A 23,937-nucleotide genomic window follows, 5' to 3' on the forward strand; every position below is an offset into this window, starting at 1 on the left:
TATTGGGGTAAGTTGTTATGTCTGATGCAGTCATTGTTTCCACCGCGCGTACCGGCCTGGGGAAGTCCTATCGGGGTGCCCTCAATAACACCCACAGTATCGACCTGGCCGGCCACGTGATCCGCCACGCCGTTGAGCGCGCCGGCGTTGACCCGCACGTGGTTGAAGACGTCATCCTGGGCGCGACCTTTCACGAGGGCGCCCAGGGCAAGAACATGGCCCGCCTGGCCGCGATCCGCGGCGGCCTGCCGGTGACGACGGCGGGCCTGTCGATCAACCGGTTCTGCAGTTCCGGGCTCCAGTCCATTGCCATCGCCGCCCAGCGGGTGGTGTCGGAGAAAGTGCCGGCGATGGTGGCCGGCGGTGTGGAATCCATTTCCCTGGTTCAGAACGACAAGCTCAACAGCTTCCACGCCACCAATGACTGGTTGATGAAGCACAAGCCCGAGCTGTACCTGTCGATGATCGAAACCGCGGACATCGTGGCCCAGCGCTACAAGGTCAGCCGGGAATCCCAGGACGAGTACGCCCTGGTGTCCCAGCAACGCACGGCGGCCGCCCAGGAGGCAGGCCGTTTCAATGACGAAATCGTGCCGTTTGAGGCGACCATGCTGGTGAAGGACCGGGAAACCGGTGAGGTCAGCCCGAGAGACGTGACCCTGAACCGGGACGAGTGTAATCGGCCGAACACCACGCTTGACGGTCTTCAGGGCCTGGATCCGGTACGCGGGGAGGGGCAGTTTGTCACCGCCGGCAACGCCAGCCAGCTGTCCGACGGCGCCTCGGTGTGTACGGTGATGAACAGCACTTACGCCGAGAAGAACAACATCGAACCCATGGGCATTTTCCGTGGCTTCGCGGTCGCCGGCTGCGAACCGGATGAAATGGGCATCGGCCCGGTATTCGCGATTCCGCGCCTGCTGCAGCGCAATGGCCTGACCATGGACGACATCGATCTGTGGGAGCTGAACGAGGCTTTCGCGTCCCAGGTGGTGTATTGCCGCGACCGGCTTGGCATTCCCATGGACAAGCTCAACGTCAACGGCGGTTCCATTGCGGTGGGGCACCCCTATGGCGTGACCGGTTCCCGTCTGACCGGCCATGCCCTGATCGAGGGCAAGCGTCGCGGGGCACGGTACGTGGTGGTCACCATGTGCATTGGCGGTGGCCAGGGCGCCGCCGGCCTGTTCGAGGTGGTGTAAGGGGGCTACATGCAGCAGAAGATCATCAACCCCGCCGATCTGGCGTTCCAGCTGTTTGAGCTGCACGACGTCGAACGGGTTCTGGGGTTTGATCGTTATGCCGATCACAGCCGGGAGACCCTGCAGGCCGCCCTCGACCTGGCCCTGACAGTGGCGGCGGAGGAATTTGCGCCCCACGCCCGGCTGGTGGACGAGGAAGAACCCCGGTTCGAGCAGGGCCGGGTGGTGATGCGGCCGGAGGTGAAGCGCGCCCTCGATGTGCTTCGGGACACCGGACTGATGGCCGCCAGTCAGGATTACGAGCGCGGGGGCATGCAGTTGCCGGCGGCCGTCGCCCAGATGTGCGTTGGTCTGCTCAAGGGGGCGAACGTCGGCACCCAGGGCTACGCCGGCCTGACCATCGCCGCCGCCAACCTGATCATGGTGCAGGGCTCGGAGGCCCAGCAGCAACGCTACGCCGAACCGATGATGGCCGGTCGCTTCTTCGGCACCATGTGCCTGACCGAACCCCAGGCTGGCTCCTCCCTGGGGGATCTCCGCACCCGCGCCGAGCCCCAGGCCGACAGCAGCTACCGGTTGTTCGGCAGCAAAATCTACATCTCCGGTGGCGATCACGAACTGAGTGACAACATCATTCACATGGTGCTGGCGCGGTTGCCGGACGCGCCACCCGGCGTGAAGGGTATTTCCCTGTTCCTGGTGCCCAAGTTCCTGGTCAACGAGGATGGCAGCCTCGGGGCACGTAACGACGTGGCCCTGGCGGGTCTGATCCACAAGATGGGCTACCGGGGCACCACCTCGACCATGCTCAACTTTGGCGAACGACACGGTGCCGTCGGCTACCTGGTGGGCGAGCCTCACCAGGGTCTGGCCGCCATGTTCCACATGATGAACGAGGCCCGCATCGGGGTCGGGCTTGGCTCGGTCATGCTCGGGTACACCGGTTACCTTCACGCCCTGGACTACGCCCGGGAGCGGCGCCAGGGCCGGCCCGTCGGTGAGAAAGATCCGGCCACCGAGCAGGTGCCGCTGATTCGTCACGCCGATATCCGTCGAATGCTGCTGGCCCAGAAGGCCTACGTGGAAGGAGGTCTTGCCCTGTGCCTTCAGGGGGCCATGCTGGTGGACGAGAAGAAGTACGCGGCCACCGAGGCTGAACGCCAGCGGGCCGCCGGCCTGCTGGACCTGTTGACGCCGGTGATCAAGTCCTGGCCGTCCCGCTACTGCCTGGAGGCCAACAGCCTTGCCATCCAGGTTCATGGCGGCTATGGCTATACCCGGGAATACCCGGTGGAGCAGTTCTACCGGGACAACCGGCTGAACCCGATTCACGAGGGCACGCACGGCATCCAGGGGCTGGACCTGTTGGGGCGCAAAGTCTCCATGGCTGGCGGTGAGCACTACCACGAACTCATGCGTCGCATGGAGGCGAGCCTGGCTGAGGCCCGGCAACACGCCCGGCTGACGGAATCGGCGGATCGGCTCGACGTGGCGATGCGTGCCATGGCGGCGGCAACCGACGCCATCAACGGCGAAAAACAACGCGGTAACCCCGAGAAGGCGCTGGCCAACGCCACCCTGTACCTCGACGCCTTTGGCCATGTGGTCGTGGGCTGGCTCTGGCTGCGCCAGGCTCTCCGGGCCCTGTCCGGTCTGGCCGGTAAAGGTGAGCAGACGCCGGAATTCTATGAGGGTAAAGTGAGGGTTTGCGACTACTTTACCCGGTACGAATTGCCCAGCGTGATCAGCACGGCGGAGTTGCTGCGGGCCGTGGATACCACTGCGCTGGATATGGTGGACGAACAGTTCTGACACGCACTAGCACGGGAGTTTGAAGCGAATGGACAGACAAGCGAAGGCCGTGGTCTGCCGGGAATGGGGGCAGCCCGTTCAGGTCGAGACCATCACCGTCGAAGGGCCGAAGCGGGGTGAAATCACCATCAAGATCGCCGCCTGCGGGGTTTGCCACAGCGATCTCTCCGCGACCACCGGCAAGATCCCGTATCCGCCACCCCTGGTCCTCGGTCACGAAGCCGCCGGCGTGGTGGTCGAAGTGGGCGAAGGTGTCACCGATTTCCAGGAAGGCGACCACGTGGTCAGCTCCTTCATCTCCATGTGCGGCAAATGTCGCCAGTGTGTCCGGGGCCGTCCGGTCCTATGCGAACACGCCCGCAAGGCCATGTTTACCCTGCCCGACGGGACGGTCCGCACCAAAGGCAGCCAGGGCGAACCACTCAACGTGTTCGGGGCCTGCGGCGTGATGGCGGAATACGCCACCATGCACGTCGATAACTGCGTCAAAGTGGACGACAAGGTGCCGATGCAGAACGCCGCCCTGGTGGGGTGTGCGGTCATGACCGGGGTGGGTGCGGTGTTCAACACCGCCAAGCTGGAGCCGGGTTCCCGGGCGGCCGTGTTCGGGATCGGAGGTGTTGGACTGAACGCCGTCCAGGGTTGCGCCACGGCCGGCGCCGAGATGATCGTGGCGGTGGACAGCAACGACCGGAAACTGGCAATGGCAAAGGAGTTCGGTGCCACCCACACCGTGAACATCAACGAGGTGGATGATCCCGCCCGCGCGGTCAAGAAACTGACCGGCGGTGTCGATTACGCCTTCGAGTGCGTCGGTGCCGGTCCCGTGGTGGAACAGGCGTACAAGAGTCTCGGCCGCGGCGGTACCGCGGTGGTCGTGGGCGTTGCCGATCCCAAGGACAAGACCTCCGTGACCACGCTGACCCTGCCCGCCGACGAACGGACCCTGAAGGGCAGCTGGCTGGGTTCGGCACGGCCGCAGCATGATTTCCCGCGTATTCTGGGTCTCTACCAGGCCGGCAAACTGAAGCTCGACGAACTGATCACCCGCACCTACCCGATCGAGGATGCCGCCCAGGCGTTCGATGATATGGTGGCCGGCAAGAACGCCCGCGGCGTGATTGTCTTTGACTGAGTCAGGAGGAACCGAATGAACGATCTGAGCAGGAACTACATCAACGGGCAATGGGTGGACTGGAGCGGCGACACCCTGGACGTCCACGAAGCCGGGACCGGCGAGGTCATTGCCCGGGTGCCCTCCTCTGGCCGGGAAGAAATGGAACAGGCCATCGCCGCCGCCGATCGCGCCTTTGAATCCTGGTCGGAAAGCACCCTGGAGCAGCGCATCAAGGTGCTCGAACAGCTTCATGCCGGGTTGAAAGAGCGCAGTGGCGAAATCGCCGAAACCATCTGCCGGGAAGTGGGGATGCCGATCAAGCTGGCCACCGCGATCCAGGCCGGTCTGCCCGCAACCATCACCAAAAGCTACCTGAAGCTGTTGCCGGACTTCGCCTTCAGTGAGCAGTCCGGTACCTCGGAAGTGCAGTACGCCCCGGTGGGCGTGGTGGGTTGCATCACCCCGTGGAATTATCCCCTGCACCAGGTCATCCTGAAAATCGTCCCGGCCATCGCCGCCGGCTGCACCGTGGTCCTGAAGCCCTCGGAAATCGCGCCACAGAGCGCGTACATTCTGGCCGAAATCCTGGATGGTACGGATCTGCCGAAAGGCGTCTTCAATCTGGTCTGTGGTCTGGGCCAGACCGTGGGCGACACCCTGATCAAGCATCCGGACGTGCGCATGGTGTCGTTCACCGGCTCCACCCGCACCGGCAACCTCATTGCCCACGCCGCCGCCGACGATTTCAAGCGCATTGCCCTGGAGATGGGCGGCAAATCGGCCTCGGTGGTGCTGCCCGACGCCGATCTCGGTGCCGCGGTGAAAGGCACGGTGAACAACTGCCTGCTGAACTCCGGCCAGACCTGTACGGCCCTGACCCGGTTGCTGGTCCCGGCCGATCAGCACGATGAGGCCTGTGAACTGGCGGCGGCCGCGGTGGCAAAGATGACCCCGGGTAACCCCCTGGAAGAAACCACCCGCCTCGGCCCGCTGGCCTCTGCCCAGCAGCGCGACCGGGTGTTCGATTACATCCGTCTCGGCATCGAGGAAGGCGCCACCCTGGTGGCCGGCGGCCCCGAGGCCCCGGAAGGTTGTGATCAGGGCTACTTCGTGAAAGCTACGGTGTTCGGCAACGTTAAACCGGACAGCCGCATCGCCCAGGAAGAGATCTTCGGCCCGGTGCTGAGCATCATTCCCTACCAGGATGAAGCCGACGCCATTCGCATCGCCAACGGCACCGAATACGGGCTGTCGGGTGCGGTCTGGTCGGCGGATCAGGACAAGGCGAAGAAGGTCGCGAGCAAGCTGCGCACGGGGCAGGTCACCGTCAACGGCGGTGCCTTCAACCCGCAGGCACCGTTCGGCGGCTTCGGCCACTCCGGCATTGGCCGCGAATTCGGCAAATGGGGCCTGGAGGAATTCCTGGAAGTGCGCTCACTCCAGCTTTAACGCCCGAAGTCCGCTCGGCCCCTGGGGTGGGGTACCTTTTCTGTCGGGAAAAAGATGTCTGAGCGCAGCGAGTTGTTTTTCCCAAAAGAAAAGGTACCGCGCCGCGGGGGCCAAGCTCCGGAATCAGGCTTTACCGCCAAGCAGGATCCGAACAGCCGTGCAGGCGTCTTCCAGCTCTTCGTCCCGGGGCTCGCGCCCGCCGATGATGTCGCTGTACAGGCAGGATTCGGCCAGCCGCACCATGAAGTAGGACAGGCTCTCGATGTTCATCGGCGGGCTGATGTAACCGGAGGCGACCTGGTCCTTCAGAATCCGGGTGTTGGCCTCCACGGTCCGGCTGTGCAACGTGGATTGTGAGGACGTCAGGATCTTCAGGGCGTATTCCGGATCCTGGTTGATAAACCGGCGCAGGGGCTCGAAGTGCAGGATGGTGGAATTGATCCGCCGGTATACGCCGACGACGAAGTCGACGCCTTGCCCGGGCGTGGATGAGAGCGCCTCCAACCGCAAGGGCTCGTAAAGCGACCAGAGCACTTCCCCGATCAGGAGATCCTTGTTTCCGACCCAGCGAAACAGTGTGGCACGACCAATATTGAGCTCGTCAGACAAGGATGCAAGGTGAATGCGCTCACCCTTGAGCCACATGCGCCGGGCCCGTTTGAAGGCGTCGGCCGGTGTCGCTCTGGTTGTTGTTTTCTCTGTCACTGAAACCTCGTGCCGGAGTTTGGATTCATTCTAACGACAAAACAGGAAACCCGCTATGAACACCCGAATCACCGAACTGTTCGGTATCCGTTATCCGATTATCCAGGGCGGTATGCACCACGTCGGCTATGCGGAACTGGCGTCGGCGGTGTCAAACGCCGGCGGGCTCGGCATGATCACCGGGCTCACCCAACCGACGCCGGAGGACCTGGCCCGGGAAATTGCCCGCTGCCGGCAGATGACGGACCAGCCGTTCGGCGTGAACCTGACCTTCCTGCCCTCTTTCAAGGCGCCTCCCTATCCCGAGTATATCGACGCCATCATCGACGGTGGGGTCAAGGCGGTGGAAACCGCCGGTCGCAGCCCCGAACAGTACATGCCCCAGCTCAAGGCGGCGGGCATCAAGGTGATCCACAAGTGCACCTCGGTGCGTCACGCCCTGAAAGCCGAGTCCATCGGGTGCGACGCCGCCAGTGTTGACGGCTTTGAGTGCGGTGGCCACCCGGGTGAGGACGATATCCCCAACTTCATTCTGCTGCCCCGGGCGGCCGAGGAGTTGAGCATTCCGTTTGTGGCCTCCGGGGGCATGGCCGACGGCCGCAGCCTGGTGGCGGCCATGGCCCTGGGTGCCGAGGGCATGAACATGGGCACGCGCTTCCTGGCAACCAGGGACGCGCCGATCCACGACAACGTCAAGCAGGCCATCCTTGAGGCCGATGAACTCCAGACCCGGCTGATCATGCGCAACCTGCGCAACACCGAGCGGGTGATGAACAACGCGGCGGTGGAGGAGATCATCCGCATCGAGCGGGAGAAGGGCGAAGCCGAGACCATTGACGACATCCGGCATCTGGTGACCGGCGTCAAGGGCCGGCTGGTGCTGCAGGAAGGCAAGATGAACGAGGCCGCCTGGAGCTGTGGCATGGTGGCGGGCCTGATCCATGACATCCCCACCTGCGAAGACCTGATCAACCGCATCATGGCCGATGCTGAGGCCATCGTCCGGGAGCGGCTCACCGGCTTCCTGGCCCAGTCCTGATTGGCCGCCCGCCCGATCACGCCCGTGGCTTCCCGCTCGGGCGTGATGGTTTTGTGATATTTCCGCTATACACTCTTTACCGGGTCGTGATCCGACCGTGAGCCGGTCTTGCCATCCTGTCCGTGTTGCCGGTACGAAGCCGGCACTAACTTGATGAACAACACGGAGAGATCACGATGAAACACCTGACCCGAATGCTTGCCATTGCCAGTCTGAGCCTGGCGCCGTTGTTGGCCGTCGCCGAGGAGATGAAGGACGAGGAGGGCATGATGAAGGACGACACCATGGAACAGGGCATGTCCGAGCAAGGCATGTCCGGCGAGAGCATGGAAAAGGATGACATGGCTGATGACATGGGGCACGGTATGAAAGAGGACACCATGGAGTCCGGGAGCATGGACACCATGAAGAGCGACGACATGTCCATGGACAAAGACACCATGGACGATCAGGACACCATGGAGTAACTGGTGCGTTTGTACCGGATCAGAGCCAGGAGACCATGACACGAACCGTACTGATCATTGAGGACAACCCGGGCATCGGTGAGCTTGTGCGCATGCAGGTGACCGACCTGGGTATGCAGGCGATTCTCGTCGATCGCGGTGACGATGGCCTTGAGCGGTTTCGTCAGGGCGGCGTGGACCTTGTGATCCTGGACCTGATGCTGCCGGGCATGGACGGGCTCGCGGTGTGCCGTGAGATCCGCTCCAGCCCGGGCTATGTTCCGGTGCTGATGCTGACCGCCAAGAGCACCGAGCTGGACCGGGTTCTGGGGCTGGAAATGGGGGCCGACGATTACCTGACCAAGCCGTTCAGCGTGGCGGAACTGGCGGCGCGCATCAAGGCCCTGTTCCGCCGGGTCGATGCCCTGTCTGCGCGCGAGGAAACCCGCGCAGAGGCGGAACTGCTGGAGGTGGACGGCCTGCGGATAGACCCGATTCGCCGGCGGGTGTATGTCCAGGATCAGGAAGTGGAACTCACCGCCCGGGAATTTGACCTGCTCTGGCATTTCGCCAGTCATCGCGGGCGGGTCTTCAGCCGGGCCCAACTGCTGGATTCGGTCTGGGGCTACAACCACGAGGGCTACGAGCACACCGTGAACACCCACATCAACCGGCTCCGCAACAAAATCGAGGCCGATCCGGCCGAACCCCGCTACGTCCAGACCGTCTGGGGCGTCGGTTACCGGTTCATGGACTGACCCATGGCGCTGTCGGTGTTCCGAACCCTCTATGCCCGGCTGGCCCTGGGCCTGTTCCTGCTGCTGGTGATCGTCGGCGGGCTGTTTACCGTGCTGAGCCTGTACTCGGTGCGGGAGTACACCGCGGCGGTCAATCAGGAACTCAACCGGGATCTGGCCAGCAACCTGGTCTCTGACCGTAACCTGGTGACCGATGGCAAGCTCAATCGCAATGCCCTCAAAGAGCTCTTCGATCTCTACATGACCATCAACCCCAGCATTGAGATTTACCTGCTCGATCGCGAGGGGCAGATCCTCTCCTACTCCGCGGATCCGGACAAAATCAAACGCAACCGGGTATCCCTGGCGCCGATCCGGACCCTGCTCTCCGACCCGACGGCCTACCCGCTGCCGGGGGACGATCCGCGCAGCCACGACCGGCGCAAGGTCTTCTCGGTGACGCCGGTGCCGTCCGACGTGAATCCCTCTGGCTATCTCTATGTGGTGCTGCGCGGCGAGGAATACGACACCGCCGAGAGCATGGTGCACAGTGACCGGCTGCTGCAGATGGGTGCCGGTGCCCTGGCGGTAAGTCTGTTTGTCGGGCTGCTGGCGGGGCTGGTGTTTTTCCGGCTGCTTACACGCCGGCTGTCGCGACTGACCGAGCGGGTGGAGAGTTTCGAGGCCGGCGATGCGGGTGCGGTCGTGGCCGAGACGCTCGATCGGGTTCCGGCCCGGGGTGACGACATTGATTACCTGACCGAGCGCTTTGACCAGATGGCCCGTCGCATTGCCGCCCAGCTGGATTTGCTCAAGGACAAGGACCATCAGCGGCGCCAGCTGGTGGCCCAGGTCTCCCACGACCTGCGCACGCCGCTGGCGTCGATTCAGGGGTACCTCGAGGCCCTGCAGTTGAAGCAGGCGGACCTGAGCCCCACAGAACGGGGGCGTTTCCTGAAGGTGGCGCTGGCGGAAACCCATCGGCTGGGCCGGCTGGTGGACGAGCTGTTCGAGCTGGCGGCGCTGGAGGCCCGGGAAAAGCAGCCCGCTCCGGAACCCTGCATGATTGCCGAACTGGTCCATGACGTGGTCCAGAAACACCAGCCCGAGGCGGAGCGCGCGGCGGTATCCCTCGAGATCGTCGGCGCCGACGCGGTGATGGTGAACGCAGACATTGCCATGACCGAACGCATCCTCGACAACCTGATCAGCAACGCCATCGGTCACGCCCCGGCGGACAGCCGCGTCACCCTGGCGGTGGAGCGCAGCGACGGGGGGGCCTGCATCGCCGTCACCGACGCCGGCCCCGGCATCGACGCCGCTGACCTGGAGCACCTGTTTGAACCCTTCTACCAGGCCTCCGGCGCCGCCCGCACGGGCCATGCCGGTCTGGGGCTGGCCATTGCCCAACGCATGGCGGAACTCCAGAAAGGCCGCATCTCGGTGCAGAACGGCGCCTCGGCCGGTGCCGAATTCCGGGTCTGGCTGCCCGGGCAATGAATAAATCCGCGCCGTTATAGATTCGTAATAGTCTTTGAACGTTTTCGTGAAGCCACGGCGATACGCTGGCAGCATGGAATCATTCACAGGAGACTTCCAATGAAACGCAAGATGATAGGAATTGCCACCGCTCTGGTGATCGGCTCTGCAGGCGCCCTGTTCGCGGCCTACGCCACGGCGGACAAGCACGCCGCGCAAACCAGCGAATACGCACCGGATAATCCGGATCTGGCCGTCGCGACCTTCGCCGGTGGCTGCTTCTGGTGTGTGGAGGCCGGCTACGAAAAAATCCCGGGGGTGGTGGAAGCCGTCTCCGGCTACGCCGGGGGTGACGAGGCGAATCCGACGTACAAGCAGGTGTCGTCCGGTTCCACCGGCCATACCGAGGCCGTACAGGTGTATTACGATCCGGATCAGATGACCTACGAAGGGTTGCTGCAGGGACTCTGGCGCATCATGGATCCGACCGATGCCAATGGCCAGTTCGTGGACCGGGGCAAACAGTACCGTCCGGCCATCTTCTACCACGATGCGGAGCAGAAGCGTCTGGCGGAGGCCGCCAAGGCCGAGCTTCAGGCGTCCGGTGTCTATGACAAACCGGTCGTGATCGAGATCGTGCCGCTGGATGCCTTTTACCCGGCGGAGAAGTATCACCAGGACTACTACAAGAAGAATCCCCTGCGCTACAACTTCTACACGTTCAATTCCGGCCGCTACCAGTTCATTGAGAAGGTGTATGGCGAGGACTACGAGCTGGATTTCTCCCGGTTTCAGCCGGGCGCGATGAAAGCCGGCAAGGCGGGCAATGGCTTTGATCCGGAACGCTTTGTGAAGCCGGACCAGGCGGCGCTCAAGCAACGTCTCACGGATATCCAGTACGAGGTTACCCAGGAGGACGGCACCGAGCGCGCGTTCCACAACCGCTACTGGGATAACAAGCAACCGGGGCTGTATGTGGACATTGTCTCCGGTGAGCCGCTGTTTTCCTCCCGGGACAAGTACAAGTCGGGCACTGGCTGGCCCAGCTTCACCCGGCCAATCAGCAACGATGCGGTGGTCGAGCGGGAGGACAAATCCTTCTTCAGCACCCGCACCGAGATTCGCAGCCGCTATGCCGATTCGCACCTGGGGCATGTGTTCGATGACGGCCCGGCACCGACCGGTCTGCGCTATTGCATGAACTCGGCGGCCCTGGAATTCATCCCGCTGGACGAGATGGAGGCCCGTGGCTACGGCGAGTACATCGACGAGGTGACCGGCGGTCAGAACATCTAGAGCCAGAGTTCCCTGATCGGCGTTTGCGGGCTGAAGTGGTGGTGAATCTGCGCCTGTAGCAGCTCCGCCGTCGCAATGGCGTCGATCAGGGCGTTGTGGGCCGCGTAGTGCGGCAGCCCGTACCGGGCGCGGCTGTCACTGAGCCGGATCGAGATGGGCTGCTTGCCCAGCCACCGCTGCCATCGGGATGGGTGGCGGTCCGGATGCAGGTGGGCTTCAATGGCCATGGTGTCCAGCACCGGAAAACGGATGCCCTCACCCAATCGCCACTTCAGGGCAACGTCCATAAACTGGCGTTCAATGTTGCGGTAGTGCACCACCGGAACCCGCCCCTTCAGCAAGCCGAAAATCCATTCCAGAATTTCCGAGAGGTCCGGCGCGTGAGCGATGTCGGCGTGGGTAATGCCATGAATCTCCACCGAGGCCTGATGCAGGGGGAGTTTCGGGCGCACCACCCAGTGCCGGGCGGCGCCCAGCTGAATCCCGTTCAGGCTGAAGGGCACCATGCCCACGCTGACGATCGAGTGCTGACTCGGATCCAGGCCGGTGGTTTCAAAATCCAGGGCCACCATCGGCACCTCTGCCAGGGGGGTATCCGGCGCCACGCACCCGGCCTCATAGAATTCCTTGAGCAGTGGGCTGCGCGCGTCCTGTGCCAGCGCCCGGTACCGCTCGGGCCAGTTGCCGGGGTCCGTTGCTTCGCTGACGGGCTTACTGGACATTCCGGCCCACCCCCGCGTTGTAGCGGAACCGGAGGAATTTCTGGGCGTTGCTTACCACCTGGAAGGCATCTTTCAGGTGGCTGCGCTCGAACGGCGACAGGTCCTCCGGTCGCACGTTGTTGTCCGGTTCACGGCCCTCCTCGATGGCGATTGCCTGGTGGCGGATGCGGACGATGGCGATGAACTCCAGGGCGTCGCGCAGGTTGCCCAGGTCGTCATCCATGATCAGCTTGGTCTTGCCGATGGCCCTGAGGCGCTCGAAGGAGTTCTGGGCCCTGGATCCGCAGGCCAGGGCGTGAACGCGAATGAGATCGGACAGCGGAGCGGTACCCCGGCGTTTAAGGTTGAACGTCTTGCGTTGTTGGCCATCTTCCTCGAGCACAAAGCTCCGGAAGAAGCCGATCGGTGGCGTCCGGTTCAGGGCATTGCGGGCCAAAAGGGTCAGGAAGCGCTGACTGTTGCTGGCCCTCTCCGCCACCAGTGCCTTGAGTTCCTCGGCAAAGGCGGTCTTGCCATGGATGCCGTCGAGATCGAAGAAGATGTTGCTGTTCAGCAGGGCTTCGGCCTTGGGGTTTTCGATCCAGTCGATGAAGTAGTCTTTCCACACGCTCAGCGGCTGGCGCCACTTCTGGTTGGTGGCCATGATGTCGCCGGTGCAGTAGGAATAGCCGCATTCCGCCAGGCCATCACTGACGAACTTGGCGAGGGCGAGAAAGTAGGCGTCATGCTCCTTGGGCACGAAGCTGTCGTCCAGGATCATGGCGTTGTCCTGGTCCGTAACCACCAGCTGTTCGTCCCGGGCCATGGAACCGAGCGCCATGAAGCAGTAGGGCACCGGGGGCGGCCCGAGCTGTTCCTCGCCGAGCTCCAGCAGGCGCTGGGTAAAGCTGCGTCCGATACCGGCCATGGCGCTGCCGATCATGTGTGAGTTGGCGTCTTCGTTGACCATGCGGACGAAGCTGTCGCGCACATCCCGGCTGACCTTTTTCAGGCCGGCCACGTCCTGCTGGTGGTAGATGTTGCTCACCAGGTACAGGCTACTCTGGCTCTCGTACTTGACGATGTCCGCCAGGGCGATGACCCCGCGAACCTCGTTCTTCTCCATCACCGGCAGGTGGTGCACATTGTTGTGCAACATGGTGAGCATGGCCTCGAAGATGAAGGCGCTGGCGCGGATGGTAATCAGGTCTTCGGACATGATGTCGCACACCGGGGTTTCCGAGGGCAGGGCTTCGGTCACGGCTCGGGTCCGAAGGTCCCGGTCGGTGATGATGCCCTTGAGCCGGGGGTGATCGCCGTGATCCTCCATCAGCAGCAGGGCCGAGACCCCCTGGTCGGTCATGATCCGGGCCGCTTCCTGCAGCCGCACGGTGCACGGCGCCGACACCGGCTCCCGTGAGATCAGCCGGGTCACCCGGGAGGTCATCAGTTCGTTCGACTTTTCTCGCCGGGACAGCGCCGAGCGCAGGCGCGATTTGTCCTCAACTTCCACAAAATCGGCGAAGTTGTCGTCATTTTCGAAGAGGTACTTGAAGGTTTCCTCGGGTATCCGATACACCAGGGTATCTTCCAGGGCCTTGGCCGGAAAGCGGACCTTCTGATGCATCAACAGCCCAAACTGGCCAAAGATGTCGCCTTCGGTGATGCGATTGTAGAGTTCGCCGGAACGCCGGAAAATCTCCACGGCACCACTGCGAATGTAGTACAGCCAGTGATTGGGGCTGCCGAACTCGAGAATGGGGCTCCCGGCACGAAAGTATTCCACCTCAATGCTGGCCACAACCCGATCCAGCAGCTCCTCGGGCATCTCGTCAAAGGGCGGAAAATTGGCCAGGTGATTGCGGATGTCGATGAGCTCGGCCTGCATAACGCTCCCTGGTAATTGGCTAAGGCAATGGTTTGGTTATCGAATATAGCAGGGGGGACAGGCAGTAACCATCCGGCAAAACGTCTGGTTTCGAAACCGCGCTCCGTGACATGATTTCGTCATCCATCACGGACGCTTCAAAGGAATCCGCAGTATGAACACAGGCACGCAGGCAACCGCTCACACCCTGGTCTTGGGCGGTATCCGATCCGGCAAGACCGCCCTGGCGGAGTCCGTGGCAACCACCTGGGACAGGGCCACCTACGTCGCGACGGCGACCGCCGGCGACGATGAAATGGCCCTGCGGATCGCCCGTCATCGAGAGGGCCGACCCGAACATTGGGGGGTGGTGGAGGAACCGTTGCACCTGGCCGGGGTGCTGGAGACCCAGGCGGGGTCGGACCATCCGCCCGGCTTGCTGATTGATTGCATGAGCCTGTGGGTCAGCAACCTGCTGTTTGCCGGCGAGGGGGTGCTTGAGTTCGAACGCAACCGGTTTCTCGAGACGTTGACGGACTACCCGGCGCCGGTGGCGATCGTCAGCAATGAAGTGGGGCTGGGCACCATTGGCATGGACCCGTTAACCCGTCGCTTTGCCGACGAACTGGGTTGGCTGAACCAGGCGCTGGCAGCCCGGTGTCACCGCGTGGTGCTGTCGGTGGCTGGTTTGCCCCAGGTGCTCAAATGGCCCGCTCTCTAGCTGCCGTGACGGAGCAGGCTGCGCAACAGCCCGTGCTCGCTCTGGTCGAGACGGATCAGGCTGCGACAGGCGTACGGAACCGCAAAGCCTGCGAACGAGCGTGATAACGGAATGTGAAGGACATCCGACAGCAGCATCCGGATCACACCGCCGTGGCACACCACCAGCACCCGCTGGCCGGCCAGCCGGCGCTGCCAGAGCTCCGCTGCACGGGTCACCCGATCATAGAACGTCGCAATCGGCTCGCCATCGGGCGGGGTGGTGGAGGTGGGATCGTTCCAGAACGCGTTCAACTGGTCGCCGAAGTCGGTCAGGATCTGTTGGGACGTCCGGCCCTCCCAGGCGCCAAAGCTTACTTCCCGCAGATCCGGCTCGACATACAGTGGCAGACCGCGCTGGCCGGCGACCTCCTCGGCAAACTGGCGGCAGCGTTGCAGCGGTGAGGTCAACACCGCGTCCCAGTCATCGCTGTCGGAGATGGCGGCGCGCATCTGTCGCCAGCCGGTCTCGCTCAAGGGATCGTCCTGACTGCCCCGGAACATCGGGCCCCCTTCGGGCTCACCGTGACGGATCAGGTCCAGGAATGAGGTCTCGGCGGTCGGCTGCTGGCTGTCCCGGGTCATGGCCTAACTCCTGTCGCTGACGCCGGCGTCGGCAAAACTGGCCATGCCGTTGTGGAGGGCGCAGGCCGAACGCATCAGGGGCACGGCCACGGCTGCGCCGCTGCCCTCACCCAGGCGCATGCCCAGTGACAACAGGGGCGTGGCCTCGAGCGCATCCAGCACCCGCCGGTGGCCGGGCTCGGCGGACTGGTGCCCGAAATGCAGCCACTGGCGCAGTTCCGGTTGCTGGCGGATCGCCACCAGCGCGGCCACCGACACAATGTAACCGTCAATCAGCACGGGAATCCGTCGGGCCGCAGCCCCCAGAATCGCGCCGGCGATGGCGGCAATTTCCAGGCCGCCGAGGGAGGCGAGGGCATGCATGGGGGTACGGTCCGCGCCATGGCGGCCCAGGGCCCGTTTGATGACCTCGGCTTTGTGGCAGACGCCCCGGGCGTCGAGCCCGGTGCCGGGCCCGGACAGGGCATCGGGATTCTGGTTCAGCAGGCAGCAGGCCAACGCCGTGGCCGCCGTGGTGTTGCCGATGCCCATGTCGCCGGCGATGAAGAGCTGGGTCCCGGCACTTGCCGCCCGCTGGGCAGCGAGGTCGCCGGCCGTCAGGGCCGCTCCGACCTCGGTGTCTGTCATGGCCGGTTCCAGGGCCAGGTTACGGGTCTGGGGCAGGATGGTGGCGTCCACCACCCCGTTGAGTCCCGCCGGCACGTCGCCCACGGTTCCGAGGTTGATCACTTCCAGCGATGCGCCCAGGGTCTTCGCCAGGACGCTGATGGCAGCGCCGCCGTGGGCAAAGTTGGCAATCATCTGGGCCGTCACCGCCTGCGGGAAGGCGGAAACCCCTTCCTCGCAGACCCCGTGATCACCGGCAAAGACGGCGATGTGGACGCGGTCCACTGCGGGTGTTGCCGTCGCTTGCTGGCCGCTCAGGGTGATGGCGAGCTGCTCCAGAGTGCCCAGCGACCCGGGTGGTTTGGTCAGCACAGACTGTCGCATGCGGGCCTGTTCGCGGTAATGGGCGTCGGTGGCGGGCAGGGGCGCGGTCCAGCAGTCGGGCAGGGGCATGGCGTCATTCCAATCGGGTTGAACAGGCGCCCGATACTCCAACGGGGCCGAAACGGTGTCAAGGTTGGCGTTGGGTCGAGTAGACTGACGCTCCCGACGGAATCTGAGACTTAGGGAGCCTGTGTTGAACGGAGTGGTGGAATCGGTGGCGGTGTGTGCCGCCGCGCTGGTGCTGGATCGCTGCCTGGGTGAGCCCCGGCGCTGGCATCCCGTGGTCGGCTTTGGCCGATTGGCCGGCGGGATCGAGCGTCGGGCCAACCGGTCCGGGCAGGCGGGGGTTGCCCGGGGCGCCGCAGCCACGCTGGCGCTGGTGATTCCCATCACCCTGCTGCTCTGGGTCGTTGCCCGAACGCTGGCGCCGGCGCTGTTGCTGGTGGTGGAAACCGGTGCACTCTGGTTGGCGTTGTCGTTGCGGGGGCTTGCCGAGCACGGCCTCGCCGTGGCTCACCCGCTCAAGGAACACCGGCTCGATGATGCCCGGGCGCAGGTCGCCCGGATTGTCAGTCGCGACGCCGCCGCCCTCGATGAACCCGGGGTGGCCGCGGCTGCCACCGAGTCGATGCTGGAGAACGGGGCCGACGCGGTATTCGCCAGTCTGTTCTGGTTTCTGGTGGCGGGGTTGCCCGGGGTGGTCCTGCATCGGATGGTCAACACCCTGGACGCCATGTGGGGTTACCGGACGCCGCGGTTTGACCGGTTTGGCCGTTGCGCCGCCCGACTGGACGATGCCATGAACTGGGTCCCCGCCCGGTTGACGGCCCTGACCTACAGCGTTCTCGGCAATACCCGCAACGCCTGGCGTTGCTGGCGCACGCAGGCACCGCTATGGGACAGCCCGAACGCCGGCCCCGTCATGGCCGCCGGTGCCGGCGCCCTGGCCGTCCGCCTCGGTGGCCCGGCGTCCTACGCCACCGGAATCAAGGACCGGCCCTGGCTCGGCAACGGGGCCGAGCCCTCCGCGGGTTCCATCCGGGACGCCATCCGGATGGTCCGGCGTGGTGTCGGCCTCTGGCTCGTTGTCCTGCTTCTGATGGTCGGCGTTTGGGAGCTGGTGTGGTGAACGGTCCGACCCGATTACACCATGGCGGCCGGCTGATCGAGGCAGCCCGGCGCTGGAACCGTCCACCGGAGCAGTGGCTGGACCTGTCCACCGGGATCAATCCGCTGGGCTGGCCGGTGCCGGTCATTCCCCCGTCAGTCTGGCAGCGTCTGCCCGACGATGATGACGGCCTGGAGGACGTGGTGCGGGACTGGTGCGGCGCTCCGACAACGTCGGTCTGCGTTCCGGTACCCGGCAGCCAGGCGGCGATACAGACACTGCCCCGCCTGCGCCGCCGTTGTCGCGTTGGCGTACCCGAGCCCGGTTACGCCGAACACGCCCACGGCTGGGTCAGTGCCGGCCACGAGGTTCGGGCGATCACCGACACCGATCTGGCGGCCGGCGATGACTGGCTGGAGGGGCTTGATGTGGTGGTGTGGATCAACCCCAATAACCCGACCGGGCTTCGGCTCGAACGCGACCGGATGCTGGGCTGGCTGGCGCGCCTGCAGTCGCGCGGAGGCTGGTTGGTCGTTGACGAGGCCTTCCTGACCGCCCGGGATAGCGCCAGCCTTGCGCCTGTGTCGGGCCAACCCGGGCTGGTGGTGCTCAAGTCCCTTGGAAAGTTTTTCGGGCTGGCGGGGGTTCGAGCCGGTGCGGTCCTGACCGACGGGGTTATCGGTGAAGCCCTCAGTGCCTTGCTCGGTCCCTGGTCGCTCAGCGGTCCCGCCCGCTTCGTGATGGCGCGGGCGCTGCGGGATACCCGTTGGCAGAACGACGCCGAAACGTTCCTGCAGGGGGCGTCGCAGCGCCTGGGCGGACTGCTCGCCGAGGTCGGCTTGCCCGGCACCCAGGGCACGCTGCTGTTCCGCTACCTCCGGCATTCGAACGCGGACCGCCTGCAGGTAGCACTGGCGGAGCAGGGCGTGCTGGTACGCCACTTTGACCGGCCGGGTGCGCTGAGGCTGGGGCTGCCGGGCACCGAATCGGATTGGCAAAAACTTGCCCGAAGTCTCCGGGGGGTGTCTTTTGTCATTGACCACTGAGTAACCGATTGCTAGCCTTGCCGCTCGTTTTCAGGTGCCCCGAGGCGATGTTCTGCCGACATTGCCGGGGTGAAACGGGAAGCCGGTGAGAGTCCGGCGCTGCCCCCGCAACGGTATGTGAGTTAACGGTGATCGAGTGCGCCACTGTGCCCAGGCATGGGAAGGCGATCACCGCAGTGCGCTTGGCCGCACCGCTCATAAGCCCGGAGACCGGCCTGTTTACACACCAGACGTTGCGGAGGGCGACGGCGGTGGGTGACAGCCTCTCTGGCCCATGACAACCCTTACCCACCTGCCGACCAGACTCGCCCCACGCGATTTGACAAGAATCCCCGCACGGGTGCGTGCGGCGTGTGAGTGAGTATGATTATGGTTTTCCTGAAAGACAGTCAGTCCGCATTCGGGGCTGGCCTGGTCCTGTGTTCCCTGCCCCTGTTTTCCGCCCCTGTGATCGCCCAGCAGGCGTCCGCCTCCGGTGAGGCCAGCGAGCTTGATCCCATTGTTGTGACGGCCACGCTCGGCCCGCGGACGGTAGGCGAGAGCCTCTCCTCGGTGACCGTGCTGGACGAGGAAACCGTCGAGAAACAGGCACCCAACGAGTTCGCGGACCTGCTCCGGGGCCAACCGGGTGTGACGGTTGTTTCCAACGGGGCGTTTGGCAAAAATACCAGTGTGTTCACCCGTGGCACCTCCAACGACTCGACCGTGCTGCTGCTTGACGGTATCCGGATCCGGTCGGCCACCAGTGGCGGCGCGCCCTGGCAGTACGTGCCCAAGGAACTGATCGAGCGGGTTGAGATTGTGCGGGGGCCCCGCAGCAGTCTTTACGGTGCCGATGCGGTCGGTGGTGTGATTCAGGCGTTTACCCTCAGACCCGATGCAGGCCAGACCGGCTGGGTTGAAGCCGGCGGTGGCAGTTTCGATACCCGCAAAGGTGCGGCGGGCGTGAGCCTGGGTGACGGCGTCACCAATCTGAGCGTGAGTGGCGTGCATAAAACCACGGACGGTACCGAGCTGATCGAGGGGGGAGAGGACCGCGGATTCCGGAACAATGCGGGGGTCGCCCGCCTCAGTCATACGCTGCCCAATGGCGGTAAGGCCGGGTTATCGGTGTTCGAGTCCCAGGGCAACACCGAATTCGAGGGCGGCAACACCGACTTCACACTTCGGGCGGTCGGCTTCTCCCTGGACACGCCACTGAGCGACTACTGGCGCACCCGCATTGATCTGAACGAGGCGCGGGACGAGCAGGAAACCGCGAACGATGCCTTTGCCGATTCGGTCTTCAACACCCGCACCCGCACCGCGCGCTGGGAAAATACCTTTACCCGCGACGTGCACGAGCTGGTGCTGGGCACGGAACTGTCCTCGGATGAAGTCAAATCGAGCACCAGCTTCGACGAGACCAGTCGCACCAACGCGGCACTGTTTGGCCAGTTGCGCCTGAATTTCGGGCCGACCGATGTCCAGGTCAGTCTGCGCGGTGACGACAACGAAGCCTATGGGCGCGAGGAAACCGGCGGTGTGGCCCTCGGCCATGCCTTTGACCGTTCGCACCGGGTTCGCGTCAGTTACGGCACCGCATTTCGCGCGCCCACGTTCAACGATCTCTACTACCCCCTGGAAACCTATTCCTTCGGTGGCTCCTACGCCGGTAATCCCGACCTGAAACCCGAGGAAAGCAGCACCGTGGAGCTGGGCTTCAGCGGGCGCTACCCGGACTGGTTCTGGGACGTGGCGGCGTATCAGCTGGACATCGATAATCTGATTGCGCTCTCCGATGATGGCGCCGGCAACCTGCGTCCGGAAAATGTCAACGAGGCGGAAATTCGCGGCCTGGAGCTGGGCGCCGGTTTCGAACGGGACGGCTGGCGGACCTATCTGGCGCTGACACTGACTGATGCCCGCGATGCCAGCACCGACAATCGCCTGCGTCGTCGCAGTGGGCAGGGCGCGCGACTGGACATCGACCGTGACATCGACACCTGGACCCTGGGTGGCACCCTGGTGGCCGAGGGCTATCGCTATGATGATGCGGCCAACACCAAGCGACTGCCGGGTTATGGCACACTGGACCTTCGCGCGATCTGGCGCTTCGCCCCCGACTGGACGGGCAAGCTGAGTGTGACCGACGTGTTCGATCGGACCTACGCCACCGCTGAGCGATTCGATGGCCGCCGATACCTGTCGGCTGGCCGGACCGCCATGGCGTCGATTCGGTATGAACTCTGATTCGAACGGGATGACAAAATGGCCGCAGGCCAGAACAGGCAGGTGAAACCCTGGATGCTGACCAACAGGTGGTTCCGGTTGACGATGATGGCGCTGCTGCCGTGGCTGATGCCCGGGGTTGCCGGTGCCGAGGTCTGTGCCGTGGATGACACCGACCGCCGGATCTGCCTGCCCGAACCGGCCCGGCGCATTGCCGCGTTGTCTCCGGGCGCGACCGAACTGGTGTGGGCGGCGGGTGCCGGTGACCATGTGGTCGCGGTGGTCGCCTACAGCGACTATCCGGAGGCGGCAAAGGCTGTGCCGTCGGTGGGCAGCCATACCCGGATGGACCTGGAGGCTCTGGTCAGTCTGCGGCCGGACCTGGTGATAGGTTGGGTAACCGGAAACCCTCGGGAACAGCTCGAAGCGCTGGCGGATCTGGGCCTGCCGGTCTTCGCCATCGAACCCCGAACGTTTGAGGGGGTGTCGTCGGCCATCGAGCGGCTGGCCGTCCTGGCCGGTACCGAAACCAGGGGCTTTGCCGAGGCCGAGGCCTTCCGGCAGGGCATGGCCGCTCTGCGCGACCGGTATCAGGACGCGCCGCCCGTGCCGGTGTTCTACCAGGTGTGGGATGAGCCGCTGATGTCCGTCAACGACGAGCACCTGATCGGCAAGGTGATCACGCTGTGTGGCGGCCGCAATGTCTTTGGCGATCTCGACCGACTGGTGCCCCGGATCAGCACCGAAGCGGTGCTGGCAGCGGACCCGGAGGCCATACTGGCGGGCGGTATGGGCGAGGAGAATCGCCACTGGCTGCAGCGCTGGGCCGGTTTTCCCGAGCTCCAGGCCACCCGCCAGGACAACCTGTTTTTCGTGCCGCCTTCCCTGATTCAGCGGCCCACGCCCCGCATGCTGGCGGGCAGCCGCCTGTTCTGCGAAAAACTGGAGACCGCCCGTGCCCGCCGCTAGTCTCCGGGAGCCCCACCGGTGACCCGCGCGGTGGCCCGACCGCTGTGGCTGCTGGCCCTGGCCGGGCTGGCGGCCATTGGCCTGTCGGTCAGCGTCGGCAGTGTCGGCGTTGGGCTGTCGGATCTTCTGGACGTGCTGTCCGGCCAGGGTACCGACCTGCAACAGACGCTGATTCTTGATCTTCGCCTGCCACGTACGCTGGCTGCCTTCGCCACCGGTGGACTACTGGCGGTGGCCGGTGCGCTGATGCAGGTTCTGTTGCGGAATCCGCTGGCGGATCCCTACGTGCTGGGCCTGTCCGGGGGCGCCGCCGTTGGTGCCCTGCTGGCCATGCTGGCGGGCGTGGGCGGGATGCTCGTGTCCGGTTCCGCCTTCGCCGGCGCCCTGCTGGCGACCTTTTTGGTGTTTGGCCTTGCCCACGGGACCGGAAGCTGGACCCCGTCCCGGTTGTTGCTGACGGGCGTGGTGGTCGCGGCGGGCTGGGGCGCCATCATTACCCTGATCCTCGCGGTCAGCCCGGCCCAGCGCTTGCCGGGCATGCTGTACTGGCTGATGGGCGACGTCTCCTACGCCCGTTCGCCCGCGCCGGCTCTTCTGCTGTTGCTGGCTGCCTGCGTCCTGGTGGTGCCGCTGGGGCGGAGCCTGAACGTGCTGGCGCGTGGGCCGCTGCAGGCGGCCGTGCTCGGGGTGTCGGTGCGTCCGCTGGAGTGGCTGGTGTACATTGCCGCGAGCCTGCTGACCGCAACGGCGGTGACCACCGCCGGCAGTATCGGGTTCGTGGGTCTGGTGGTGCCGCACATGCTCCGCCTGGTTCTCGGCAACGATCAGCGGCTGATCCTGCCGGCCTGTGCCCTGGCCGGTGGCACGTTGCTGGTGCTGGCGGATACCCTGGCCCGGGTGGTGATTGCCCCCGAGCAGTTGCCGGTGGGGGTCATCACCGCGCTGCTGGGTGTACCCACGTTCCTGTATCTGCTGTACCGGAGTCGCTGATGAAAGCCCTGTACACCCACGAGCTGGTGATCGATATTCCGGATCGGGCCGATGGCAGTCCGCTCGGATTGACCGTCGCGCCGGGGCAGATGTGGGGTGTGCTGGGGCCGAACGGCGCTGGAAAGACCACGCTGCTTCACACCCTGGCGGGCCTCCGTGCCCCGCGCCATGGGCAGGTGTGCCTGGGCGACCAGCCACTGGCGAGCCTGCGCCGACGCCTGGTGTCGCAACAGCTGGGGCTGGTGTTCCAGGAACGTCAGGACGGTTTCCCGGCGACCGTGCTGGAGACGGCGCTGATCGGTCGGCATCCCTGGTTGTCGCCCTGGCAGATGGAAACCGGAGAGGATCTGGCCACGGCCCGGGCTGCACTGGAACGCCTGGACGTCGGGCACCTGGCCGACCGGCTCGTGAACACCCTGTCCGGGGGCGAGCGTCAGCGCGTCGCCATTGCCACGGTACTGACCCAGGATCCGTCCCTGTGGCTGCTGGATGAGCCCACGAATCATCTTGACCTGCATCACCAGGTGGCGGTGATGCAATTGCTGAAGTCGCTGGCCAGCGCCGGCCGCGCGGTGTTCATGTGCTTGCACGACCTGAACCTGGCAGCCCGCTGGTGTGACCACGTCCTGTTGCTGTACCCCAATGGCGAGGCCTGCTGGGGCCCCGCGGACCGTATGCTGGTGCCCGACGCCCTGGAAAGCCTGTACGGCCAGAAACTGATCACCGTAGAGGCCGATGGCGCCCCGGTATTCGTGCCCGCCCGGTCCGCTATGGACTGAGTCCCCTGTTTCAACCAATCCTCTGGAGGAATTCGATCATGCGTGAACGCGCCAAAGACCCGGAACGTCATGCCCGCCGCATGGCGGCGAAACAGAAAATCATGCAGGAGCGCATCGCCCGGGCCCAGAAGGAGCAGGGTGTGTTGCTGGTCCTGACCGGCCCTGGCAAGGGCAAGAGCAGTTCCGGCTTCGGTATGGTGGCGCGGGCGCTGGGCCATGGCATGAAGGTAGGCATCGTCCAGTTCATCAAGGGCGCGTTCAGCACCGGCGAGGAAGCCTTTTTCCGGGATCTGCCGAACGTGGATTACCACGTCATGGGGCAGGGCTACACCTGGGACACCCAGAACCGTGACCAGGACGTGGCTGCCGCGGCCAGTGCCTGGAACGTCGCCGCCCGGATGCTCGGTGATGACAGCTATGACCTGGTGCTGCTGGACGAGCTGAACATCGCGCTCAAATACGACTACCTGGACCTCGACCGGGTGCTGGATGACCTGCAGGCCCGCCCGGAAATGCAGCATGTGGTGGTGACCGGCCGGTCCGCCCCGCACGAACTGGTGGATCTCGCCGACACCGTCACCGAAATGGGTGTGGTCAAGCATGCGTTCAAGGACCAGGGCGTCAAGGCCCAGAAAGGGGTCGAGCTCTAA

22 protein-coding genes and 1 riboswitch are annotated in these 23,937 nt (G+C 64.6%); of the genes, 17 read left to right on the forward strand and 5 right to left on the reverse strand.

Annotated features, from left to right (window positions below):
• Positions 1 to 17 precede the first annotated feature (17 nt).
• From KXD86_RS12550 to KXD86_RS12565, 4 genes are read left to right on the forward strand one after another with little or no spacing between them, the layout of a single operon-like run.
• On the forward strand, positions 18 to 1,202 hold the full coding sequence (locus KXD86_RS12550; RefSeq protein WP_218636345.1) for an acetyl-CoA C-acyltransferase: 1,185 nt from the start codon (positions 18 to 20) through the stop codon (positions 1,200 to 1,202).
• A 9-nt stretch (positions 1,203 to 1,211) separates the two neighbouring features.
• Entirely contained in the window at positions 1,212 to 3,014 is a 1,803-nt protein-coding gene (locus tag KXD86_RS12555; protein WP_218636346.1) for an acyl-CoA dehydrogenase, read from the forward strand.
• 28 nt (positions 3,015 to 3,042) lie between these two features.
• On the forward strand, positions 3,043 to 4,149 hold the full coding sequence (locus tag KXD86_RS12560) for a zinc-binding dehydrogenase (protein WP_218636347.1): 1,107 nt from the start codon (positions 3,043 to 3,045) through the stop codon (positions 4,147 to 4,149).
• Between the two features lie 15 nt (positions 4,150 to 4,164).
• Complete coding sequence (locus tag KXD86_RS12565; RefSeq protein WP_218636348.1) at positions 4,165 to 5,580, forward strand: aldehyde dehydrogenase family protein; 1,416 nt, start codon at positions 4,165 to 4,167, stop codon at positions 5,578 to 5,580.
• Positions 5,581 to 5,703: 123 nt separating this feature from the next.
• Here KXD86_RS12565 and KXD86_RS12570 read toward each other — a convergent pair whose 3' ends face one another.
• On the reverse strand, positions 5,704 to 6,285 hold the full coding sequence (locus tag KXD86_RS12570) for a QsdR family transcriptional regulator (protein ID WP_312846289.1): 582 nt from the start codon (positions 6,283 to 6,285) through the stop codon (positions 5,704 to 5,706).
• Positions 6,286 to 6,340: 55 nt separating this feature from the next.
• Here KXD86_RS12570 and KXD86_RS12575 point away from each other — a divergent pair, with 55 nt between their 5' ends.
• The 5 genes from KXD86_RS12575 (at position 6,341) to msrB (ending at position 11,282) form a co-directional block, all read left to right on the forward strand.
• Complete coding sequence (locus KXD86_RS12575; protein ID WP_218636349.1) at positions 6,341 to 7,324, forward strand: NAD(P)H-dependent flavin oxidoreductase; 984 nt, start codon at positions 6,341 to 6,343, stop codon at positions 7,322 to 7,324.
• 176 nt (positions 7,325 to 7,500) lie between these two features.
• A complete protein-coding gene (locus tag KXD86_RS12580) occupies positions 7,501 to 7,791 on the forward strand; it encodes a hypothetical protein (protein WP_218636350.1) in 291 nt (96 codons plus the stop codon).
• Positions 7,792 to 7,826: 35 nt separating this feature from the next.
• On the forward strand, positions 7,827 to 8,528 hold the full coding sequence (locus KXD86_RS12585; protein WP_218636351.1) for a response regulator transcription factor: 702 nt from the start codon (positions 7,827 to 7,829) through the stop codon (positions 8,526 to 8,528).
• A gap of 3 nt (positions 8,529 to 8,531) precedes the next feature.
• Positions 8,532 to 10,007, forward strand: coding sequence for a sensor histidine kinase (locus KXD86_RS12590; RefSeq protein ID WP_218636352.1), 1,476 nt, complete (start codon positions 8,532 to 8,534; stop codon positions 10,005 to 10,007).
• A 99-nt stretch (positions 10,008 to 10,106) separates the two neighbouring features.
• Positions 10,107 to 11,282, forward strand: a complete 1,176-nt coding sequence (msrB, locus tag KXD86_RS12595; protein WP_218636353.1) for a peptide-methionine (R)-S-oxide reductase MsrB — start codon at positions 10,107 to 10,109, stop codon at positions 11,280 to 11,282.
• Here msrB and KXD86_RS12600 read toward each other — a convergent pair.
• Both KXD86_RS12600 and KXD86_RS12605 read right to left on the reverse strand, forming a co-directional pair.
• A complete protein-coding gene (locus KXD86_RS12600) occupies positions 11,279 to 12,004 on the reverse strand; it encodes a 3'-5' exonuclease (protein WP_218636354.1) in 726 nt (241 codons plus the stop codon). The two genes, msrB and KXD86_RS12600, sit on opposite strands and share 4 nt — an antisense overlap.
• Positions 11,994 to 13,871 (reverse strand): putative nucleotidyltransferase substrate binding domain-containing protein, encoded by a 1,878-nt coding sequence (locus KXD86_RS12605; protein WP_218636355.1) that lies wholly within the window; start codon positions 13,869 to 13,871, stop codon positions 11,994 to 11,996. The genes KXD86_RS12600 and KXD86_RS12605 overlap by 11 nt, the downstream gene beginning before the upstream one ends.
• A gap of 154 nt (positions 13,872 to 14,025) precedes the next feature.
• Between KXD86_RS12605 and cobU the strand changes: the two genes are divergently transcribed.
• Positions 14,026 to 14,571, forward strand: a complete 546-nt coding sequence (gene cobU, locus KXD86_RS12610) for a bifunctional adenosylcobinamide kinase/adenosylcobinamide-phosphate guanylyltransferase (protein ID WP_218636356.1) — start codon at positions 14,026 to 14,028, stop codon at positions 14,569 to 14,571.
• Here cobU and KXD86_RS12615 read toward each other — a convergent pair.
• The gene (locus tag KXD86_RS12615; RefSeq protein ID WP_218636357.1) at positions 14,568 to 15,194 is read right to left on the reverse strand and encodes a histidine phosphatase family protein; all 627 of its coding nucleotides are present in this window, start codon (positions 15,192 to 15,194) and stop codon (positions 14,568 to 14,570) included. The genes cobU and KXD86_RS12615 overlap by 4 nt on opposite strands.
• Positions 15,195 to 15,197: 3 nt before the next feature.
• Positions 15,198 to 16,253 (reverse strand): nicotinate-nucleotide--dimethylbenzimidazole phosphoribosyltransferase, encoded by a 1,056-nt coding sequence (gene cobT / locus KXD86_RS12620; RefSeq protein WP_218636358.1) that lies wholly within the window; start codon positions 16,251 to 16,253, stop codon positions 15,198 to 15,200.
• 124 nt (positions 16,254 to 16,377) lie between these two features.
• Here cobT and cbiB point away from each other — a divergent pair, with 124 nt between their 5' ends.
• The 7 genes from cbiB (at position 16,378) to cobO (ending at position 23,937) form a co-directional block, all read left to right on the forward strand.
• Complete coding sequence (gene cbiB, locus KXD86_RS12625; protein WP_228739379.1) at positions 16,378 to 17,313, forward strand: adenosylcobinamide-phosphate synthase CbiB; 936 nt, start codon at positions 16,378 to 16,380, stop codon at positions 17,311 to 17,313.
• Positions 17,310 to 18,338 (forward strand): threonine-phosphate decarboxylase CobD, encoded by a 1,029-nt coding sequence (cobD, locus tag KXD86_RS12630; protein ID WP_218636359.1) that lies wholly within the window; start codon positions 17,310 to 17,312, stop codon positions 18,336 to 18,338. The genes cbiB and cobD overlap by 4 nt, the downstream gene beginning before the upstream one ends.
• A gap of 15 nt (positions 18,339 to 18,353) precedes the next feature.
• A riboswitch (cobalamin riboswitch) is annotated at positions 18,354 to 18,571 on the forward strand.
• 130 nt (positions 18,572 to 18,701) lie between these two features.
• Positions 18,702 to 20,570 carry a TonB-dependent receptor domain-containing protein gene (locus KXD86_RS12635; protein WP_228739576.1) on the forward strand — a complete coding sequence of 623 codons (1,869 nt, stop codon included), beginning with the start codon at positions 18,702 to 18,704 and terminating at the stop codon, positions 20,568 to 20,570.
• Positions 20,571 to 20,624: 54 nt separating this feature from the next.
• Positions 20,625 to 21,518, forward strand: coding sequence for a cobalamin-binding protein (locus KXD86_RS12640; RefSeq protein WP_228739380.1), 894 nt, complete (start codon positions 20,625 to 20,627; stop codon positions 21,516 to 21,518).
• 30 nt (positions 21,519 to 21,548) lie between these two features.
• Positions 21,549 to 22,508, forward strand: a complete 960-nt coding sequence (locus KXD86_RS12645; RefSeq protein ID WP_218636831.1) for a FecCD family ABC transporter permease — start codon at positions 21,549 to 21,551, stop codon at positions 22,506 to 22,508.
• Positions 22,508 to 23,287 carry an ABC transporter ATP-binding protein gene (locus KXD86_RS12650; protein ID WP_218636360.1) on the forward strand — a complete coding sequence of 260 codons (780 nt, stop codon included), beginning with the start codon at positions 22,508 to 22,510 and terminating at the stop codon, positions 23,285 to 23,287. Before KXD86_RS12645 ends, KXD86_RS12650 begins: the two co-directional genes overlap by 1 nt.
• Before the next feature lie 38 nt (positions 23,288 to 23,325).
• Entirely contained in the window at positions 23,326 to 23,937 is a 612-nt protein-coding gene (gene cobO / locus KXD86_RS12655) for a cob(I)yrinic acid a,c-diamide adenosyltransferase (protein ID WP_218636361.1), read from the forward strand.

The sequence above is a fragment of the Marinobacter arenosus genome (assembly GCF_019264345.1).
Classification (GTDB): Bacteria; Pseudomonadota; Gammaproteobacteria; order Pseudomonadales; family Oleiphilaceae; genus Marinobacter; species Marinobacter arenosus.